Consider the following 18448-nt stretch of genomic DNA (forward strand, 5'->3'; position numbering starts at 1 on the left):
ATGTTCTCGTGGGTCAGCCGGTGCGAGCCGGTTTCACGTGAAACGGCGGCTCAGCGGGTCGCCCCCGTCACCAGCCAGCGGCCCGATCGGGTGCGCAGCCAGAGCGTCAGCAGGCGGATGGTCATCATGAGTGTCATCGCTCCCCACAGGGCGGTGAGCCCACCGCCGAACACGGGCACCAGGAGCGCTGCCGGGACGAAGACCGCCAGGGTGACCAGCATGGCTCCGGCCAGGTACGGACCGTCGCCCGCGCCCATCAGCACACCGTCGAGGACGAAGACGACACCGCAGATCGGCTGGGACAGCGCCACCACCAGCAGCGCGGGCAGAGCGGTGTCCTTCACGGTGGAGTCGGCGGTGAACAGGGGCAGGAACACCGGTCGGGCCACGACCACCAGCAGGCCGAGGACCACACCGACCGCGATGCCCCACTGCACCATCCGTCGGCAGGCCTCCCGGGCGCCCCCGGTGTCCCCTGCCCCCAGGAAGCGCCCGATGATGGCCTGCCCGGCGATCGCGATGGCGTCGAGTGCGAAGGCGAGGAGGGTCCACAGGGACAGGATGATCTGGTGCGCCGCGATGTCCGCGTCACCGAGTCGGGCCGCGACCGCGGTGGCGATCATCAGGATGGCCCGCAGGGAGAGCGTACGGACGAGGAGCGGAACGCCCGCTTGGGCGGAGGCTCGGATGCCGGCGGCGTCGGGGCGCAAGGAAGCGCCGTGCCTGCGGGCGCCGCGGACGACCACGCCGAGGTAGACGGCGGCCATGCCGCACTGGGCGATCACGGTGCCCCAGGCCGAGCCCGCGATGCCGAGTCCGGCACCATAGACGAGGCCGGCGTTGAGGGCGGCGTTGGCGACGAAGCCCGCGACGGCGACGTAGAGCGGTGTCCTCGTGTCCTGGAGTCCGCGCAGGACTCCGGTCGAGGCGAGGACTACGAGCATGGCGGGGATGCCGAGAGCGGAGATCCGCAGATACGTCGTCGCGTACGGGGCGGCGGTGGGGGACGCTCCGAAGACGTCCACCAGGGCGGGTGCGGTGGGCAGGGTGATCGCGATGACGGCGGCCCCGAGCAGCAGCGCCAGCCAGATGCCGTCCATGCCCTGCCGGATGGCGGCCTGCAGATCACCGGCGCCGACGCGGCGGGCGACGGCGGCCGTGGTGGCGTAGGCGAGGAAGACGAAGACGCTGACGGCTGTGGTCAGGAGGGCGGAGGCGATGCCGAGGCCGGCGAGTTGCGCGGTGCCGAGGTGGCCGACGATCGCGCTGTCGGCCATCACGAAGAGCGGCTCGGCGACGAGCGCGCCGAAGGCCGGCACGGCCAGGGCGGCGATCTCCCGGTCGTGTCGTCGCCGGGCGGCCGGACGGCGTGCGGGGGCCTGTGTCATGGGATCAATCTAGTCGTCCACAGGTAAGTGATGCAAAGGCTTTGTGATCCTTACTTGTCGTCGTGTGTTGTGCACATGTGCGCATCGTTCGAAGCGAATGTTGCCCGAGCGGGAAAGTTTTTCTTCTGCACAGCCCGTGGATGGGATCACCGCAGGTCACACGGCTACCTCCAAGAGGCGCGAGGGCTTGTTCACAGCGCTGTCCACCGGGTCGTGCACAGGTTTTGGCGAGTTCTCCACAGCATCGGGCCCGTCGTCCACATGGCCTGTGGATAACCAGATTGGCTGAAGGTGCCCGGGGGCCTACCGTGGTCCGGCGCCCGCTCCTTCCACACGGCTTCCGAACGGTCCCAGAAAGACGCGCGGAAGTGGAGTCGGGAGCCTCGATTTGTCAGTGCCGTGGCGTACAAGAGAGAAGCACGGCGAAGGTCCGCAGGGCGGACGGGAGGAGGTGGCTCGGTGAGCATTTCCGAGCCCTTGGACGACCCCTGGGCCGACAGCGGCCCCAGCGATCGTCTGCCCGCCTCCCGGCGACGCCCCGACGGCGGCCGCGGCCGGGACGAACAGCACGAGCGCGACCGGGACGACCGCTTCATGGACGGCGGGGGCCCGTCGTTCGAGCGCGTCCCTCCGCAGGACCTCGACGCGGAGCAGTCCGTCCTCGGCGGAATGCTGCTCTCCAAGGACGCCATCGCCGACGTCGTGGAGATCCTCAAGGGCCACGACTTCTACAAGCCCGCGCACGAGACGATCTACCAGGCGATCCTCGACGTCTACGCCAAGGGCGAGCCGGCCGACCCCATCACCATCGCCGCCGAACTGACCAAGCGCGGTGAGATCAACAAGGTGGGCGGCGCCTCCTACCTGCACACGCTCGTTCAGACGGTGCCCACGGCGGCCAACGCCGCGTACTACGCGGAGATCGTCCACGAGCGCGCGGTGCTGCGCCGCCTGGTGGAGGCCGGCACCCGCATCACGCAGATGGGCTACGCGGCCGACGACGACGTGGACGAGATCGTCAACCGCGCACAGGCCGAGATCTACGCCGTCACCGAGCAGCGCACCAGCGAGGACTACCTGCCGCTCGGCGACATCATGGAGGGCGCGCTCGACGAGATCGAGGCGATCGGTTCGCGCAGCGGCGAGATGACCGGCGTGCCCACCGGGTTCACCGACTTCGACTCGCTGACCAACGGCCTGCACCCCGGTCAGATGATCGTCATCGCGGCGCGCCCCGCGATGGGCAAGTCGACGCTCGCGCTGGACTTCGCGCGGGCCGCGTCGATCAAGCACAACCTGCCCAGCGTCATCTTCTCGCTGGAGATGGGCCGCAACGAGATCGCGATGCGCCTGCTCTCCGCGGAGGCCCGGGTCGCCCTGCACCACATGCGCTCGGGCACCATGACCGACGAGGACTGGACCCGGCTGGCCCGCAGGATGCCGGACGTCTCGGCCGCCCCGCTCTACATCGACGACTCCCCGAACCTGTCGATGATGGAGATCCGCGCCAAGTGCCGTCGGCTCAAGCAGCGCAACGACCTGAAGCTGGTCGTCATCGACTACCTCCAGCTGATGCAGTCCGGCGGCTCCAAGCGCGCCGAGAGCCGCCAGCAGGAGGTCTCGGACATGTCCCGCAACCTCAAGCTGCTCGCCAAGGAGCTGGAGATCCCGGTCATCGCGCTCTCCCAGCTCAACCGTGGCCCCGAGCAGCGCACCGACAAGAAGCCCATGGTCTCCGACCTGCGTGAGTCCGGCTCCATCGAGCAGGACGCCGACATGGTCATCCTGCTGCACCGCGAGGACGCCTACGAGAAGGAGTCGCCCCGGGCGGGCGAGGCCGACCTGATCGTCGCCAAGCACCGCAACGGCCCGACCGCCACCATCACGGTCGCCTTCCAGGGCCACTACTCACGCTTCGTGGACATGGCCCAGACCTGATCGGCGCCGCGCGTCCCCGCCCCGTCGTCCGACTCGTGGCGTGGCCCGGGGAAATGGGCTCGACGTTCACCGGGGCAGCCTGTGGACTGAGGGCATGACGACACCTCAGGACGAGTTGCTTCCCGGTACACGCCGGGCCCTGTCGCACCGGATCGCCGTGGCCCAGAGCGAGGGGCGGGCGCCGTCGCTCGTCGCGGCGGTCGTGCGGGACGGGCGGACGGTGTGGCACGGCGCGCGCACCTCGGTAGCCGGGCATGCGCCGGACGAGAGCACCCAGTACCGCATCGGCTCGATCACCAAGACCTTCACCGCCGTGCTCGTATTGCGGCTGCGGGACGAGGGGCTGCTCGATCTCGGGGACCCGCTGGACAAGCACCTGACCGGCACCGGTGCCGGTCAGGCCACGATCGCCGAACTGCTGGCGCACACGGCCGGCCTGGCTGCCGAGTCCCCCGGGCCCTGGTGGGAGCGCACGCCCGGCAGTCTGCGCCCCGAACTGGCCGACGTGCTCGGCGAGGAGCCGCTGCGGCATCCGGTCGGCCGGCGCTTCCACTACTCGAATCCCGGCTACACCCTGCTGGGCGCGCTGGTCGAGAAGCTGCGGGGCGCTCCGTGGGAGGACGTCCTGCGGCGGGAGGTGCTGGAACCGCTGGGTCTGCACCGCACCGGCGGGCGGCCGCAGGCGCCGCACGCGGGTGGCTGGGCGGTGCATCCCTGGGCCGACGTGATGTTGCCCGAGCCTGTCGAGGACCTCGGCCGGATGGCTCCCGCCGGGCAACTGTGGTCCACCACCGGGGACCTGGCCCGCTTCGCGGCCTTCCTCGTCCGGGGCGACGACCAGGTCCTGAGCGTCGCTTCGCTGCGGGAGATGCGCTCCCCGGCGGCACCGCCCCAGGAAGCGGACGTGGTGGCCGGGTACGCGTACGGCCTGGGGCTGGAGCTGCGGCGGTCGGGCGAGCGGCTGCTCGTGGGTCATTCGGGTTCGCTGCCGGGCTTCCTGGCCTCGCTGACCATCGCGGTGGAGGACGACGTGGCCGCCATCGTGCTGGTCAACTGCACCTCAGGGGTGTCCCCGGTCGCCGTGGGGGCGGATCTCGTCCGGATCGTCGCCGAGGCCGAGCCGCGCATCCCGGAGCCCTGGAGGCCGGCGCGGGACGTCGATCCGGCGGTGCTGGAGCTGGTGGGGCAGTGGTACTGGGGGACGAGCGCCTTCGGGCTGCGGCTCGGCGCCGACGGGCTCGTCTCCCTGGAGCCGCTGACCGGCAACGGCCGCCGCTCCCGCTTCCGGCCGAACGGCGACGGGACCTGGACGGGGCTGGAGGGCTACTACGCGGGGGAGCGGTTGCGGCCCGTACGGCGCGGCGATGGCTCCGTGGACCACCTGGACCTCGGGTCGTTCGTGTTCACGCGCCAGCCGTACGAGGAAGGGGCTTCGGTGCCCGGCGGCGTGGACCCCGAAGGCTGGCGGGGCATCGGATAGCGCTCGGGGCCTCCATGACCCGAGGGGCCGGTTCGCGTTTCACGTGAAACGGCCCCCGTCGCCCGGAGCTGTCAGAGGGTCAGCTTGAAGCCCACATGGGAGGCCTCGAAGCCCAGCCGCTCGTAGAAGCGGTGGGCGTCGGTGCGCGACCGGTCCGAGGTCAGCTGGACCAACTGGCAGCCCGCGCGGCGGGATTCCTCGATCGCCCACTCGATGAGCCGGGTGCCCAGGCCGCTGCCGCGCTCGTCGGCGTGGATGCGCACGGCCTCGATGACGGACCGGGTCGCGCCGCGCCGTGACAGACCCGGGATGAAGGTGAGCTGGAGGGTGCCGACGATCCGGCCTTCACGCACGGCGACCACCAGTCGCTGGTTCGGGTCGGCGGCGAGCCGCTCCAGAGCGGCCAGATACGGCGCGAGGTCGTCCGGCGACTCCCGCTGCGCGCCCAGCGGATCGTCAGCGAGCATGCCCACGATGGCGGGGACGTCGTCTGTGGCGGCGCCGCGTATTTCAAGATCTCCCATGCCCGGCACCCTACGCGCGGCGCCCGGCACCGCGCAGTGTCACGCGGGCGCGGGCGCGTGCAGCGACTCCACGACCCGGACAAGGGGCGCCAACTCCGGATTCCCGGCCGCCTCGTCCAGCGCCTCGCGCAGCGCGGCGTCGTTGGTCGGCCGGGCCTCCTCGAGGAGCGCGAGACCGGCTTCGGTGACGTTGGTGTAGATGCCACGGCGGTCGGTGGGGCACAGATAGCGCTCGAGCAGTCTCCGGTCCTCGAGGCGGGTGACGAGCCGGGTGGTGGCGCTCTGGCTGAGGACGACCGCGTCGGCGACCTGCTTCATCTGCAGGTGCCCGCCCTCGCCGTCGTGCTGTCGGCTGAGCACGTCGAGCAGGGAGTACTCGCGCACGCTCAGGCCGTGCCCCGTCTGCAGGGCGCGCTCGATGTGGGCCTCGATCCTCCCGTGCAGCAGGGAAAGGGCGCACCAGCCCTGGGCGAGCGCGGTGAGCGAGGGGTCTGTCGCTGTCATGGGCGTTCCTCCATCCCGTGGGGCTGCCTCCAGGATAGAGCAGGTATGCAATATAAGGCGCTTGCATTTAGCCCGCGTCTGCAACTATTGTCGGAGCACGTAAAGCGCACCTGCAATCGTTGGGAAGGTAGCCCCCTCATGCCTCTCGCGCTTCTGGCCCTCGCGATCGGGGCCTTCGGAATCGGTACGACCGAGTTCGTGATCATGGGCCTGCTGCCCGAGGTCGCGAGCGACTTCGGGGTCTCCATCCCCACGGCCGGTCTCCTCGTCACCGGCTACGCACTGGGCGTCATGCTCGGTGCTCCGCTGATGACCCTGCTCGGCACGAAGATCTCCCGCAAGCGGATGCTGATGCTGCTGATGGGACTGTTCGTCGCCGGGAACCTGCTGTCGGCGCTGGCCCCCGCCTTCTCGGTCATGCTGATCGGCCGCGTGGTCGCCTCGCTGGCCCACGGCGCCTTCTTCGGCATCGGCTCCGTGGTCGCGGCCGAACTCGTCGCACCACACAAGCGGGCCGGCGCCATCGCGATGATGTTCACTGGCCTGACGGTCGCCAACGTCGTCGGCGTCCCGCTCGGCACTCTGATCGGGCAGTCCGCCGGATGGCGCGTCACCTTCGCCGCCGTCGCCGGGCTCGGCGTCCTCGGACTGGCTGGCATCGCCAAGCTGGTGCCCGACCTGCCCAAGCCCGAGGGCGTGCACCTGCGGCACGAACTGGCCGCGCTGAAGAACGTCCAGGTGCTGCTGGCCATGGCGATGACCGTCCTCGGCTTCGGCGGCGTCTTCGCGGCCGTCACCTACATCGCGCCGATGATGACCCACGTCACCGGCTTCTCGGACGGTTCGGTCACCTGGCTGCTGGTGCTCTTCGGCCTCGGCATGGTCGGCGGGAACCTCGTCGGCGGCCGGTTCGCCGACCGGGCCCTGATGCCCATGCTGTACGTCTCCCTGAGCGCCCTGGCCGTCGTGCTCGCGCTGTTCACCCTCACCGCGCACAACAAGGTCGCGGCGGCCGCGACCATCATCCTGATCGGCGCCCTCGGCTTCGCCACCGTGCCGCCGTTGCAGAAGCGGGTCCTGGACCAGGCACACGGCGCCCCGACGCTGGCCTCGGCCCTCAACATCGGCGCCTTCAACCTCGGCAACGCGCTGTCCGCGTGGCTCGGCGGACTCGTCATCGCGGCCGGCTTCGGCTACACGGCGCCCAACTGGGTCGGCGCCGCCCTCGCCGCGGGTGCCCTGGTCCTCGCGATCCTCTCCGCAGCCCTGGAGCGCCGGGACAGCGCGCCGAGCACGGTCGTCGCCGCCGACGGGCGGACCGGACAGCCGGTCACCGCCCGGCACTGACCCGGACACCACACCTCCGGCGCCGACCGCGACGGCCCCGCACCGGTCCGGGACCGTCGCCCCACCCCCCGGCGCCGACCGGCCCCCCGTCGACCGGTCCGCCTCACCCCGAGGCCGGCCCGTCCCCATCCCCCACCGACCGATCCACCTCACCCCCACGCACGTGGCACCACCCTTGAGGAGAACCCCCCGATGAGCACCACCACCGCCGTGGCCCCGCTGACCATCCAGGACGCCGAGACGCTCGTCGCCGCGGCCCGTCAGGCGGCGGAGGCCGCCGGAGTCGCGGTCAGCGTCACCGTGCTGGACGCGGGCGGGCACCTGCTCGCCTTCCGCCGGGACGACCGTGCCGTCCTGATCTCCGGGGAGACCAGCACCCGCAAGGCCTACACGGCCCTGCAGCTCGACACCCCCACCGCTGACCTCGTGGCCGCCGTGCAGCCGGGCGCCCCCTTCCACACCCTGCCCACCGCGCTCGACCGGCCGCTGCTGTTCATCGCGGGCGGTGTCCCCGTGCGGCGCGACGGCCGGCTGATCGGGGCCGTCGGAGTCGGCGGCGGCGCCCCGGAGCAGGACCACGGCTTCGCCGTCACCGCCGTCGAGACCCTCACCTGACCAGGCCGCGGTACGACGACGCCGGCCCCGCGGAACCTTCCGCGGGGCCGGCGTTCACCTGTTCCGGTCCGCTCAGCCCGCCGCCACGGTCAGGGGGGCGAAGCGACGGGTCCAGTCCCCTGGCAACTCCGGGATGCCGTACGTCATGACGGAGTTGGAGAAGACGGAATCCATCCCGCGCTGCCGCATCCAGGCCAGCAGCTCCTCGTGGCGCACGTCGACGTCGGTGCGCAGCGGACGGTCGGTACGGGCGGCGACGGCGGCGACGAGGGCCTTCGCGGTCTGTGTGTCCCGGGCGATCAGCGGGCCCACGACATGGGTGTCCATGTTGGGCCAGGCGGCCGTGTACCCGATGATCCGACCGCCGTCCTCGGCGACGAGGAGATGGTCGGCGAACGCGGGCAGCCGCGTGATGAGCGGGGTGCGGTCGGCGCCGAACACCTCCTCGTCCAGCCTGAGCACGCCGTGGAGGTCCTCGGCGGTGGCCCTCCGGGTGGCGACGAGGGGCGGCGTGTTCTCGGGGACGAAGCGGCCGACCACCATCTCGGCCCGGCCGGTGACCTTGAAGCCCAGCTCTTCGTAGAGCGGGCGCCCGTTCGGCGTCGCATGCAGGGTCAGCGGCGTGGGGCCCATCAGGGAGACGACGTGCCGCATCAGACGGCGGCCGATGCCCTGCCGGGCGTGGCGTTCGGCGACCAGGACCATGCCGATGGCACCCAGGTCAGGGCGGCCGTGTGTGCCGTACTCGGTGACCACACAGCTGGCCACGAGGCCTCCGTCGGGGTCGTCGATGCCGTAGGCCTTCCCGGCGGTCAGAAGGAGGCCCCATTTGTGTTCCTCGCGCTGCCACCCCCGGTTCTCGGACAGGTCTGCGCAGGCGGCGAGATCCCGGAGCGTCAGGCGGCGGATGGGCAGGGCGGCGGCGGAAGGAGTCGACACGCAGGTCAGGCTGTCCGACGGGGGCCGTCGGCGTCCACCCGTTTCCCCAGAGACGTACGTGCTTTTGGTCATGCTGTGGCCTGCTGTACAGCCCACCGACGGGCACCGGGTGTTTCACGTGAAACCCGCCGGGTGCTCCGCGCCGGCGGCGGCGTACGGTGAGGGCCCCGGCTGTGGCGCAGGCGCGCAGCGGTTGGGCCGTCAGCCGAGATCCGGGGCGTGCAGGGCCAGAACGCCCTCGATGTTTCCGTCCAGATAGTGCCGCAGCGACAGCGGTACGAGATGGACGGAGGCGATGCCGACGCGGGTGAACGGAACGCGCACGATCTCGTACTCCCCGGCGGGCTCCTCCACCTCGGGGCCGTGGCGCAGCGAGGGGTCCATCGACTCCAAGCGGCAGACGAAGAAGTGCTGCACCTTCACACCGGTCGTGGCGGCATCCGCGCCGATGTGCTCCACGGTGTCCACGAAGCAGGGCACCACGTCGCTGATCTTGGCCCCGAGTTCCTCGTGCACCTCCCGGTGCAGGGCGTCGACGACGGTCGTGTCCCCGGGTTCGACTCCGCCGCCGGGGGTGACCCAGTAGGGATCGACACCGGGCTTGGTGCGCTTGATCAGGATCAGGTCGTCACCGTCGAGGAGAACGGCGCGTGCGGTGCGCTTGACCACGGGTCGGACGGTCATGGGAGAAATGTGGCCCAGCTTGTTCCACGTGAAACATCGCGGAGCATCACCTCCCCGGTTCGTCCGGTGCTGCCGGCCGGAACGCCTCAGCACCACCGGGAGGCCGCCCGCAGCAGCCACTCGTGTGCCCGCGCGATATGCGGCATCGCCAGTGTTCCGGCGCGCACCACCAGGAAGTACGTCCGCAGCGGCGGTACCACCGGGTCATGGAGGGCCACCACGTCCCTTCGTGCTAGGGCGGTGGCGCACAGGTAGCGGGGCAGCACGGCGAGTCCCGCCCCGGCCACGGCACAGGCGAGCACCGCGCGCAGATCGGGCACGACCACGGCACCGGCCGCGGTCGGTCGGGAGTCGAAGACAGAGGCCCAGTAGCGGAACACGAACGGAAGCGACTCGTGGACCTCGACCACGGGGACGTCCTTCAACGCGGCCATGCCCTTCGTTCCCGTCTGCACGGGTCCCGTTTCCTCGGCCCAGCGTGGGGCCGCGACCAGGACGTGCTCCTCGTCGCAGAGCGGGGCGGCTGTGAGCAGTCCACCACGCGGCCGGGCGGTGCCGATGGCGAGATCGTGGTGCCCCGCGGACAACCCGTCCAGCACCTCCTCGGCGGTCCCGAAGGAGGCGCGCAGCGCGAAGCCCCGCCTGTCCTCTCCGGCCAGTTCGGTCAGTGCGGGCAGCGCCCGTTCCGCGGTGAACTCGGGGGGACCCGCCAGGTGCAGCGTGCGTAAGGAGGACTCGTCGTCCAGACCCGACTCGGTGATCTCCACCAGGGCATCGAGGTGTGGAGCGGCCTTGTGGGCGAGTTCGTCGCCGATGGTCGTCGGGGTGACCCCGCGCGCCTGGCGCAGGAACAGGGGGCGGCCCAGCTGGCGCTCCAGTGTGCGGATCTGCGAGGTGACGGCCGGCTGGGACAGGCCGAGCAGCGCCGCCGCCCGGGTGAAGGAGCCTGCCCGGTGCACGGTCACGAACGTACGCAGCAACGCCAGATCCAAAGCACGCCCTCCCCTCGTGGCGTCCCGTGCTCCCCATCCGCAGGCCGCACCCAACTATAAATATGTCGATAGGTCTCTGTCGCTACCGTGATTGGACACTGATAAAGCGTCAACTAGCCTGGTACGCACGGTTCTTCACCGGTGGAACCGAAGGCGGTTCGAGCCACGAGGGGGGAGGCTCGGACCGCCCGCCGAGCATGTCCGGACACCGGCCGGCCGCGCGCAGGCGGTCAGCGCCCGCACCATGCCGAGGACGCCCGCAGCATGCCGAGGACGTCGGCTCCCCGAGGCCGTCAGCCCGCCGACTCGTCCAATGCCCGCAGCACGTCCGCCACCAGGTCCGCCGGGTCCTCGGCGCCGACGGAGAACCGCACGAAGCCCTCCGGCACCGCGTCCCCGCCCCAGCGCCCGCGCCGCTCGGCCGTCGAACGCACTCCGCCGAAGCTGGTCGCGTCGTCCACGAGCCGCAGCGCCTGAAGGAAGCGCTCGGCACGCGCGCGCGTGGGCAGCGTGAAGGACACCACGCAGCCGTAGCGCCGCATCTGCTGCGAGGCGATCTTGTGCGAGGGGTCGTCGGCGAGCCCCGGGTACCGCAGCCCGGACACCTCCGGACGCCCGCGCAGCGCCTCGGCGAGGGCCAGGGCCGAGGCGTTCTGCCGGTCGACGCGCAGGTGCAGGGTGGCGATCGAACGGTGTGCCAGCCAGGCCTCCATGGGACCCGGGATCGCGCCGACGATCTTGCGCCAGCGCCGTACGGCCGCCATAGCCTCGCCGTCGCGGCCGACGACGTAGCCGAGCAGGACGTCGCCGTGCCCGGTGAGCTGCTTGGTGCCGCTGGCCACCGCGAAGTCCGCGCCGAGCTCCAGCGGACGTTGCCCCAGCGGTGTCGCGAGGGTGTTGTCGACGGCGACCAGGGCGCCCTGCGCATGGGCGGCCTCGACCAGCCGCCGGATGTCGCACACGTCGAGCCCCGGGTTGGACGGGGACTCGATCCACAGCAGCCGGGCCCCGTCCAGCACGTCGAGCTGCGCGTCCCCGCCGGTCGGTGCGGTGCGCACCTCGATGCCGAAGGCCTCCAGCTGGGCGCGTGCCAGGGGGAGCGCCTGGTAGCCGTCGTCGGGGAGGACCACGGCGTCGCCGGCGCGCAGCTGGGAGAAGAGCACCGAGGAGATGGCCGCCATGCCGGAGGCGAACACCAGCGTCCGCACGTCCTCCTGCCCGGGCGCCTCCAGCTCGCCGATGGCGCGTTCGAGCAGCGTCCAGGTCGGGTTCTCGTCCCGTCCGTAGGTGTAAGGGCCCGTCGGGTCGCCCGGCAGGTGGAAGTGGGCGGCGAAGACGGGTCCGGGAAGCGTCGGCTCGTGCTTGACCGGCTCGGGGAGCCCGGCCCGCACCGCACGGGTGCCGTCGCCGGAGTCCACCGGGAGCCCGCCCACCGGCAGTCCGGCGTCCCGCCCGGTGCTGTTCGTGCCGTCCGCAGCGGAATCGTTCATGCCGCCTGTCCCTTCGCGTGCTGTCGTTGCCGGACGAACCGAGTCCGCCGCTCCCACCCTCTCAGAGTCCGCCGGCCGCGCCCGCCGGGCCGGGCCGCTCAGTCCTCGTCCGGCAGGACCATGTGCAGCGCCCAGGAGACGACCGAGACGATGAGGCCGCCGAGGACGGCGGTCCAGAAGCCGTCGACATGGAAGCTGAGCTGGAGCTTGCCGCACACCCAGGAGGTCAGCAGCAGCATGAGTGCGTTGACCACGAGGGTGATCAGACCGAGCGTGAGGATGAACAGCGGGAAGGTCAGCACCTTCAGCACCGGCTTGACCAGGAAGTTCACCAGCCCGAAGACAAGGGCGACCACGATCAGCGTGCCGGCCTTCTTCGCGGTGCTGTCACCGGTCAGCGTGATCTTGTCGAGCAGCCAGACGGCGACCGCCAGGGCACCCGCGTTGGCGATCGTCTTGACTACGAAATTCTTCATGTGTCTGATCGTGACAGACGAGATCGACTACGGACACGGGCGAGGCGATGAAGGCATTCCGGCTGGACGAACTGGAGGCGGAGCGAGCCGCCAACGAGGGCGCCTACCTTCAGTTCCTGCGGGAGCGGAACATGTCGGTCGGGCTGTACGCCCTCGACGCGGGCGAGCACGACCCGCAGCAGCCGCACGGCCAGGACGAGGTGTACTTCGTCGTCAGCGGCCGCGGCTCGATCACCGTGGGCCTGGAGACGACCGACGTGGCGCGCGGCAGCGTGGTGTACGTGCCGGCCGGGGTCGCCCACAAGTTCCACCACATCAGCGAGGACCTGCGGGTCCTGGTGGTGTTCTCTCCCCCGGAGGCCTGAGGCGCCGTCTCAGGGTTCCCTAGGGGACCGGTCAGGGGGAGACAAGGGATGCGGGACCCCCGCCGGACCCTCCACCGGCCCTAGCATCGAGTGCAGGACATCGACGGGCCCGGCGCAGCGCGGGCGAGAGGTAGGGACGAGGGCAATGCGAGAGATCTTCGCGGGGCTGCCGTGGTGGGTGAAGTGGGTCGCGGTGCCGCTCATCGCCCTGGTCGTGTTCGGCGGGCTCATAGCGAGCGTCGTCGGCTTCGTGATCGGCCTGCTGTTCAAGCTGCTGATCTGCGTGGCCCTGGTCGGTGGGCTGATCTACATCGTGCGGAAGTTCACGTCGAGTTCGCGCAGCGACTGGTGAGCGCCCCGGGGACCGGTGACCGGTAACGCGGCGCACCGGTTCCCTCGCGGGAGGGAAGTTTCCGGGGCAAGCCGCCCCTGAGCGGTGGCAGGCGGATAAGGTCCGGAGATCGACGCGGGGGCCGGCCCCCGCGGGCGGCCCGCCCCCCACCCGTGTTTCCCCGCACGGGCTGCCCCCACGCGCTCTGGGAGTGACCCTTGGCCACGGTTGACACCACACCCGCAGAACGGCCCGTACCACCCGCCCTCGGGACGGCGTCCCGCTCCGTGGCGCTCCCCGCGCAGCCACGCTCCGCAACCGCGGTGGACCGCGCCCGCCCCCGAGTGCCGGAACAGCCGCCGGCCCGTTCGGCGCAGACCCTCATCGGTTCGGTCCAGCGCGCGATGCGCCTGCTGGAGAGCGTCGCGGCGCACGAGCACGGGGCCACCGCCAAACAGCTCGCGCGCGAGACGGGACTGGCCCTGCCCACCGCCTACCACCTGCTACGCACTCTGGTCCATGAGGGCTATCTGTACCGCGACAAGGGGTTGTTCTTCCTCGGTGAGGCGGCCGAGCGGCTGAGCAGCAGCGGAGCCGCGCAGAAACGTCGCAGCACGATCGCCGACACGCTCGGACGATGGCGGGATTCGATCGGCGCGCCGGTGTACTACGCGATGTACCGGGACGGCGAGATCGACGTCCTGTCCGTGTCCGACGCCCCGGCCTGTCCCGCCGCCGAGGAGTGGGCCGACTTCCGGGAGACCGGGCACGCGCACGCGCTCGGGCAGTGCCTGCTGTCCCAGTTGGACGAGGAAGCCCGCCGCGACCACCTCGCCCGCCATCCCGTGCGGTCCCTCACCCCGTACACGGTGCGTGACGCGCGCACGCTTCTCCGCCGGCTCGAACGGGTAGGACGCATGGAGCCGGTGACGGAGCGGCAGGAGTACGCGCTGGGCACGGTCTGCGCGGCGGTCCCCATCACCGTGGGGGCCACGGCCTGCACGGTGGCGCTGTCGCTCCCCGCACACCAGGCCGACCGACTGGCCCTCGGGGCACGGCAGTTGCAGCACGAGGTGGGGTGCAGTGTCGGCTCACTCGCGCTCGCTATCAGTATCTGAAAACTCACTCCTTGTGATGCGGCGTGTACGTTCAGCAAGATGCCTCAAGTGTCACTTGGATGAGTCCCGGCCAGTCGACGGCAGATGACGGGGTAGCAATGCGCGAGTCCGTACAGGCAGAGGTCATGATGAGCTTTCTCGTGTCCGAGGAGCTCTCCTTCCGCATCCCTGTGGAACTGCGGTATGAGACCTGCGATCCCTATGCCGTGCGGCTGACCTTCCATCTGCCCGGTGACGCCCCGGTGACCTGGGCCTTCGGCCGGGAGCTGCTGATCGATGGGGTGGGAGCGCCGTGCGGGGACGGCGACGTCAGGATCTCGCCCGCCGACAGTGACGCCCTGAGTGAGGTCCTGATCCGGCTTCAGGTCGGTGCGGACCGGGCGCTGTTCCGCTCCTCCACGGCACCGCTCGTGGCGTTCCTGGACCGTACGGACAAGCTGGTGCCTCTGGGCCAGGAAGGTGCGCTCGCCGACTTCGACGCCCATCTCGACGAGGCTCTGGACCGCATCCTCGCGGAGGAGCAGAGCGCGGGCTGAAGCGCTTCGGCAGCGGGGCGCGGACGGCGGCACGACACACCACCATGCGCGCCGCGCGCGGGCTTTCCCAGTCGTCGCATGCCGACGACGCGGTGTGACACGCTCCCCGGCACCCGGTCAGCGCTTGCGGCGCCTGCCCCGGCCACCCCGCGCCGGAGCCGGCACACCTGCGGCAGCCGTGGCCCTGGTACCGGCAGGCCCCGGGCGGTCCGCCGAGACCACGAGCGCGGCGAGTGCCGTGGTGACCGGCACCGAGGCGACCAGGCCGATCGAGCCCACCAGCGTCCGGACGATCTCCTCGGCCACCAGTTCGCTGTTGGCGACGGTTCCCACGCTGCTCTGCGCGATGGAGAAGAGCAGCAGCAGCGGCAGTGCGGCGCCCGCGTAGGCGAGGACGAGGGTGTTGACCACGGACGCGATGTGGTCGCGACCGATGCGGATGCCCGCCCGGTACAGTCCGCGCCAGCCCATCGACGGATTGGCCTCGTGCAGCTCCCAGACCGCCGATGTCTGGGTTACCGTCACATCGTCGAGGACGCCGAGCGAGCCGATGATGACGCCGGCGAGCAGCAGACCGCTCATGTCGATGGACGGATACAGGCCATGGATCAGGCCGGTGTTGTCGTCCGTGTTGCCGGTGAGCGCGGCCCAGCCGACGAACAGCGAGCCCAGCAGACCGATCAGCACCAGCGAGATCAGGGTGCCGAGCACCGCCACCGAGGTCCGGGCGGACAGACCGTGGCACATGTACAGGGCGATCAGCATGATGGCGCTCGACCCGACCACGGCCACGATCAGCGGGTTCGAGCCCTGCAGGATCGCGGGCAGGATGAACAGGCTCAGCACCAGGAAGCTGATGGCCAGGGCGACCAGCGCCATGACGCCCCGTAGCCGCCCGACGACCACGACGGCGAGCGCGAAGATTCCCGCGAGCAGCGCCATCGGGAAACGCCGGTTGACGTCGGTGACCGAGTACTGCAACTCGCGGGGCGCGGAAGGCTCGTAGGCGACCACCACCTTCTCGCCCTGGTGCAGCTGGCGTGACTGGTCCGGCTGCACGATCTCGGTGAACGTACGGCCCTTGTCGTTTCCGGTGTCGACGCGGATCGTGGCCTTCTTGCAGGAGCCGGTCGCCTGCGCCTGCGCGGAGGCGCCCTCGGCGGTGGAGGTGTTGCCGGTCGGGGCGTCCCCGGAGGCGTTCACCGCCTTGCAGCTCACCGCGACCACCTGGGTGACCGTGGCCTGCTGGGTCTGCCGGTCGAAGCCCACGCCGGTGCGCTGGTGCGAGGGAGCGCCGCCGGGCCAGAGGACGGCGAGACCGATGAGCACCGCCGCGGCGAACGGGATCAGGACCGCGGCGATGACCTTGCGCAAGTGCTTCGAGACAGGAGCCGCCGGGCCGTGACTGTGGCTGTGTGGGTGCCCGTGGCCCAGCCCGGAGCCATGCTCATGGCCGTTCTCGCCGGCGGCTCCGCGCCCTGGTTCGGGCGGCGGATGGGGCAGCTGCTGTGTCGGGGTCACCGCCTGATCATCGCAAGAACGGCCGGGGCCCACTGTTCACCGCGCCACACATGACGCTAGCGTGGAGGCACCTTTGCACACGCGGGAGCTCGGAGCACCGGGCTGAGAGGGCGCTGACCTTCGTCTTCGCGGTGTTTCACGTGGAACCAACGGTGTTTCACGTGAAACCTGCCGGACGGGAACCGCTGCGTCGACCGCCGAACCTGTTACCGGGTAATGCCGGCGTAGGGAGTAGGTCTCATGACCAACAAGGACGCACGCACGCCTGCCTCGACGCAGCTGACCAGCGACGGGGAGCAGACCGCTTCCCGTGAGGAGGCCGGGAAGTCCATCGGATGGCACAAGGCGTATGTCGAGGGCTCGCGCGTCGGCCTGCGCGTACCGGTCCGTCAGGTGCACCTGACCAACGGGAAGTCTGTCACGCTGTACGACACCTCGGGCCCGTACACCGATCCACTCGTCGAGACCGATGTCCGCAGGGGGCTGCCGCCGCTGCGGGAGAACTGGATCATCGCCCGCGGCGACACCGAGGAGTACGCGGGCCGTCCCGTCCGTCCCGAGGACGACGGGATCAAGCACACCTCGCCGCGCGGCGGTCTGCGCAACCTCGACGCGGTGTTCCCGGGCCGCCCGCGCCAGCCCCGCCGGGGCCGGGACGGCGCCGCGGTGACCCAGCTCGCCTATGCGCGGCGCGGGGAGATCACGCCCGAGATGGAGTTCGTGGCGGTCCGTGAGAACGTCGACCCCGAGGTCGTCCGCGACGAGATCGCGGCGGGCCGCGCGGTGCTGCCGGCCAACGTCAACCACCCGGAGATCGAGCCGATGATCATCGGCAAGCGGTTCCTGGTGAAGGTCAACGCCAATATCGGCAACTCCGCGGTGACCTCCTCCATCGAGGAGGAGGTCGAGAAGATGACCTGGGCGACCCGCTGGGGCGCCGACACGGTCATGGACCTCTCCACCGGCCGCAACATCCACACCACCCGCGAGTGGGTGCTGCGCAACTCCCCCGTGCCCATCGGGACGGTGCCGCTCTACCAAGCGCTGGAGAAGGTCGACGGACGGGCCGAGGAACTGACCTGGGAGATCTACAAGGACACGGTCATCGAGCAGGCCGAGCAGGGGGTGGACTACATGACGGTCCACGCCGGTGTGCGGCTGGCGTACGTGCCGCTGACGGCGAACCGGAAGACCGGCATCGTCTCGCGCGGCGGCTCGATCATGGCGGCATGGTGCCTCGCGCACCACAAGGAGTCGTTCCTGTACGAGAACTTCGAGGAACTCTGCGAGATCCTCGCCGCCTACGACGTCACGTACTCGCTCGGGGACGGTCTCAGGCCGGGGTCGATCGCGGACGCCAATGACGAGGCGCAGTTCGCGGAGCTGCGGACGCTCGGCGAACTCAACCGGATCGCGAAGCGGCACGATGTGCAGACCATGATCGAGGGGCCGGGACACGTCCCGATGCACAAGATCAAGGAGAACATCGACCTCCAGCAGGAGATCTGCGAGGAGGCGCCGTTCTACACGCTCGGCCCGCTGACCACGGACATCGCTCCCGCCTACGACCACATCACCTCGGGCATCGGCGCCGCGATGATCGCCTGGTGGGGCACGGCGATGCTCTGCTACGTCACGCCCAAGGAGCATCTGGGCCTGCCCGACCGGGACGACGTCAAGACCGGCGTGATCACCTACAAGATCGCCGCGCACGCGGCGGACCTCGCCAAGGGGCACCCGGGTGCGCAGGAGTGGGACGACGCGCTGTCCGACGCCCGCTTCGAGTTCCGGTGGGAGGACCAGTTCAATCTGGCCCTCGACCCGGACACGGCAAGGGAGTTCCACGACGAGACGCTCCCGGCGGAGCCGGCCAAGACGGCGCACTTCTGCTCGATGTGCGGGCCGAAGTTCTGCTCGATGAAGATCAGCCAGAGCATCACGGAGCGGTTCGGCGGCAAGGCGGCGGAGGGCGCCTCCGCGGACGAGATCGCCGAGGGCATGCTGCAGAAGTCGAAGGAGTTCGCCGCGAGCGGTAACCGGGTGTATCTGCCGCTGGCCGAGTGACAGGCGGGCGCGGGGCCTCCGCCCGGTCGCGCCGGACGGTGCGGGGCCTCGAGCCGGTGTGAAGCCTCCGGCCGCTTCGGGCGGGCGCAGGCACCGCCCCAGACGGTGGCGCCGTCCACGACCGCACACCAAAGCC

General features: G+C 70.7%; 18 protein-coding genes and 1 riboswitch. Of the genes, 9 read left to right on the forward strand and 9 right to left on the reverse strand.

Features of this window, described 5'->3' with window-relative positions; all coding sequences use genetic code 11:
• Window positions 1–50 precede the first annotated feature (50 nt).
• Window positions 51–1388, reverse strand: coding sequence for an MATE family efflux transporter (locus AB0N63_RS03880; protein ID WP_365523636.1), 1338 nt, complete (start codon window positions 1386–1388; stop codon window positions 51–53).
• A gap of 459 nt (window positions 1389–1847) precedes the next feature.
• Between AB0N63_RS03880 and dnaB the strand changes: the two genes are divergently transcribed.
• A complete protein-coding gene (dnaB, locus tag AB0N63_RS03885) occupies window positions 1848–3326 on the forward strand; it encodes a replicative DNA helicase (RefSeq protein WP_365523639.1) in 1479 nt (492 codons plus the stop codon).
• 94 nt (window positions 3327–3420) lie between these two features.
• Window positions 3421–4806: a serine hydrolase domain-containing protein gene (locus AB0N63_RS03890; protein WP_365523641.1), complete on the forward strand. Its 1386-nt coding sequence runs from the start codon at window positions 3421–3423 to the stop codon at window positions 4804–4806.
• A gap of 71 nt (window positions 4807–4877) precedes the next feature.
• On the opposite strand, the gene AB0N63_RS03895 is transcribed toward AB0N63_RS03890, so the two are convergent.
• Both AB0N63_RS03895 and AB0N63_RS03900 read right to left on the reverse strand, forming a co-directional pair.
• Complete coding sequence (locus tag AB0N63_RS03895; protein WP_365523644.1) at window positions 4878–5330, reverse strand: GNAT family N-acetyltransferase; 453 nt, start codon at window positions 5328–5330, stop codon at window positions 4878–4880.
• Window positions 5331–5369: 39 nt separating this feature from the next.
• A complete protein-coding gene (locus AB0N63_RS03900) occupies window positions 5370–5834 on the reverse strand; it encodes a MarR family transcriptional regulator (RefSeq protein WP_365523646.1) in 465 nt (154 codons plus the stop codon).
• A gap of 138 nt (window positions 5835–5972) precedes the next feature.
• Between AB0N63_RS03900 and AB0N63_RS03905 the strand changes: the two genes are divergently transcribed.
• Entirely contained in the window at window positions 5973–7181 is a 1209-nt protein-coding gene (locus tag AB0N63_RS03905; protein WP_365523649.1) for an MFS transporter, read from the forward strand.
• 192 nt (window positions 7182–7373) lie between these two features.
• Window positions 7374–7796, forward strand: a complete 423-nt coding sequence (locus tag AB0N63_RS03910; RefSeq protein ID WP_365523651.1) for a heme-binding protein — start codon at window positions 7374–7376, stop codon at window positions 7794–7796.
• 72 nt (window positions 7797–7868) lie between these two features.
• Here AB0N63_RS03910 and AB0N63_RS03915 read toward each other — a convergent pair whose 3' ends face one another.
• The 5 genes from AB0N63_RS03915 to AB0N63_RS03935 form a co-directional block, all read right to left on the reverse strand.
• Entirely contained in the window at window positions 7869–8735 is an 867-nt protein-coding gene (locus tag AB0N63_RS03915) for a GNAT family N-acetyltransferase (RefSeq protein ID WP_365523653.1), read from the reverse strand.
• Between the two features lie 201 nt (window positions 8736–8936).
• Window positions 8937–9419 carry an NUDIX hydrolase gene (locus tag AB0N63_RS03920; protein ID WP_009189537.1) on the reverse strand — a complete coding sequence of 161 codons (483 nt, stop codon included), beginning with the start codon at window positions 9417–9419 and terminating at the stop codon, window positions 8937–8939.
• Between the two features lie 86 nt (window positions 9420–9505).
• On the reverse strand, window positions 9506–10411 hold the full coding sequence (locus tag AB0N63_RS03925; protein ID WP_365523656.1) for a LysR family transcriptional regulator: 906 nt from the start codon (window positions 10409–10411) through the stop codon (window positions 9506–9508).
• Window positions 10412–10704: 293 nt separating this feature from the next.
• Window positions 10705–11901: a cystathionine gamma-lyase gene (locus AB0N63_RS03930; RefSeq protein ID WP_365523659.1), complete on the reverse strand. Its 1197-nt coding sequence runs from the start codon at window positions 11899–11901 to the stop codon at window positions 10705–10707.
• Window positions 11902–11999: 98 nt separating this feature from the next.
• Window positions 12000–12377, reverse strand: coding sequence for a phage holin family protein (locus AB0N63_RS03935; RefSeq protein ID WP_365523661.1), 378 nt, complete (start codon window positions 12375–12377; stop codon window positions 12000–12002).
• A gap of 47 nt (window positions 12378–12424) precedes the next feature.
• Between AB0N63_RS03935 and AB0N63_RS03940 the strand changes: the two genes are divergently transcribed.
• From AB0N63_RS03940 to AB0N63_RS03955, 4 genes are all read left to right on the forward strand, one after another.
• A complete protein-coding gene (locus AB0N63_RS03940) occupies window positions 12425–12742 on the forward strand; it encodes a cupin domain-containing protein (RefSeq protein ID WP_365523663.1) in 318 nt (105 codons plus the stop codon).
• 145 nt (window positions 12743–12887) lie between these two features.
• A complete protein-coding gene (locus AB0N63_RS03945; protein WP_365523665.1) occupies window positions 12888–13094 on the forward strand; it encodes a DUF5326 family protein in 207 nt (68 codons plus the stop codon).
• Between the two features lie 302 nt (window positions 13095–13396).
• Window positions 13397–14191, forward strand: a complete 795-nt coding sequence (locus AB0N63_RS03950) for a helix-turn-helix domain-containing protein (protein ID WP_365523668.1) — start codon at window positions 13397–13399, stop codon at window positions 14189–14191.
• Between the two features lie 98 nt (window positions 14192–14289).
• Complete coding sequence (locus AB0N63_RS03955) at window positions 14290–14727, forward strand: SsgA family sporulation/cell division regulator (RefSeq protein ID WP_365523670.1); 438 nt, start codon at window positions 14290–14292, stop codon at window positions 14725–14727.
• Between the two features lie 117 nt (window positions 14728–14844).
• Here the strand turns inward: AB0N63_RS03955 and AB0N63_RS03960 are convergent, their stop codons facing one another.
• Window positions 14845–16248 (reverse strand): YibE/F family protein, encoded by a 1404-nt coding sequence (locus AB0N63_RS03960; protein ID WP_365523672.1) that lies wholly within the window; start codon window positions 16246–16248, stop codon window positions 14845–14847.
• A gap of 71 nt (window positions 16249–16319) precedes the next feature.
• Window positions 16320–16496: riboswitch (TPP riboswitch) on the forward strand.
• Here AB0N63_RS03960 and thiC point away from each other — a divergent pair.
• Window positions 16489–18312 (forward strand): phosphomethylpyrimidine synthase ThiC, encoded by a 1824-nt coding sequence (thiC, locus tag AB0N63_RS03965; protein WP_365523674.1) that lies wholly within the window; start codon window positions 16489–16491, stop codon window positions 18310–18312. It overlaps the preceding riboswitch by 8 nt.
• Window positions 18313–18448 lie beyond the last annotated feature (136 nt).

Origin of the sequence: Streptomyces sp. NPDC093260, from assembly GCF_040683715.1 — a bacterium.
Lineage (GTDB): Bacteria > Actinomycetota > Actinomycetes > Streptomycetales > Streptomycetaceae > Streptomyces > Streptomyces sennicomposti.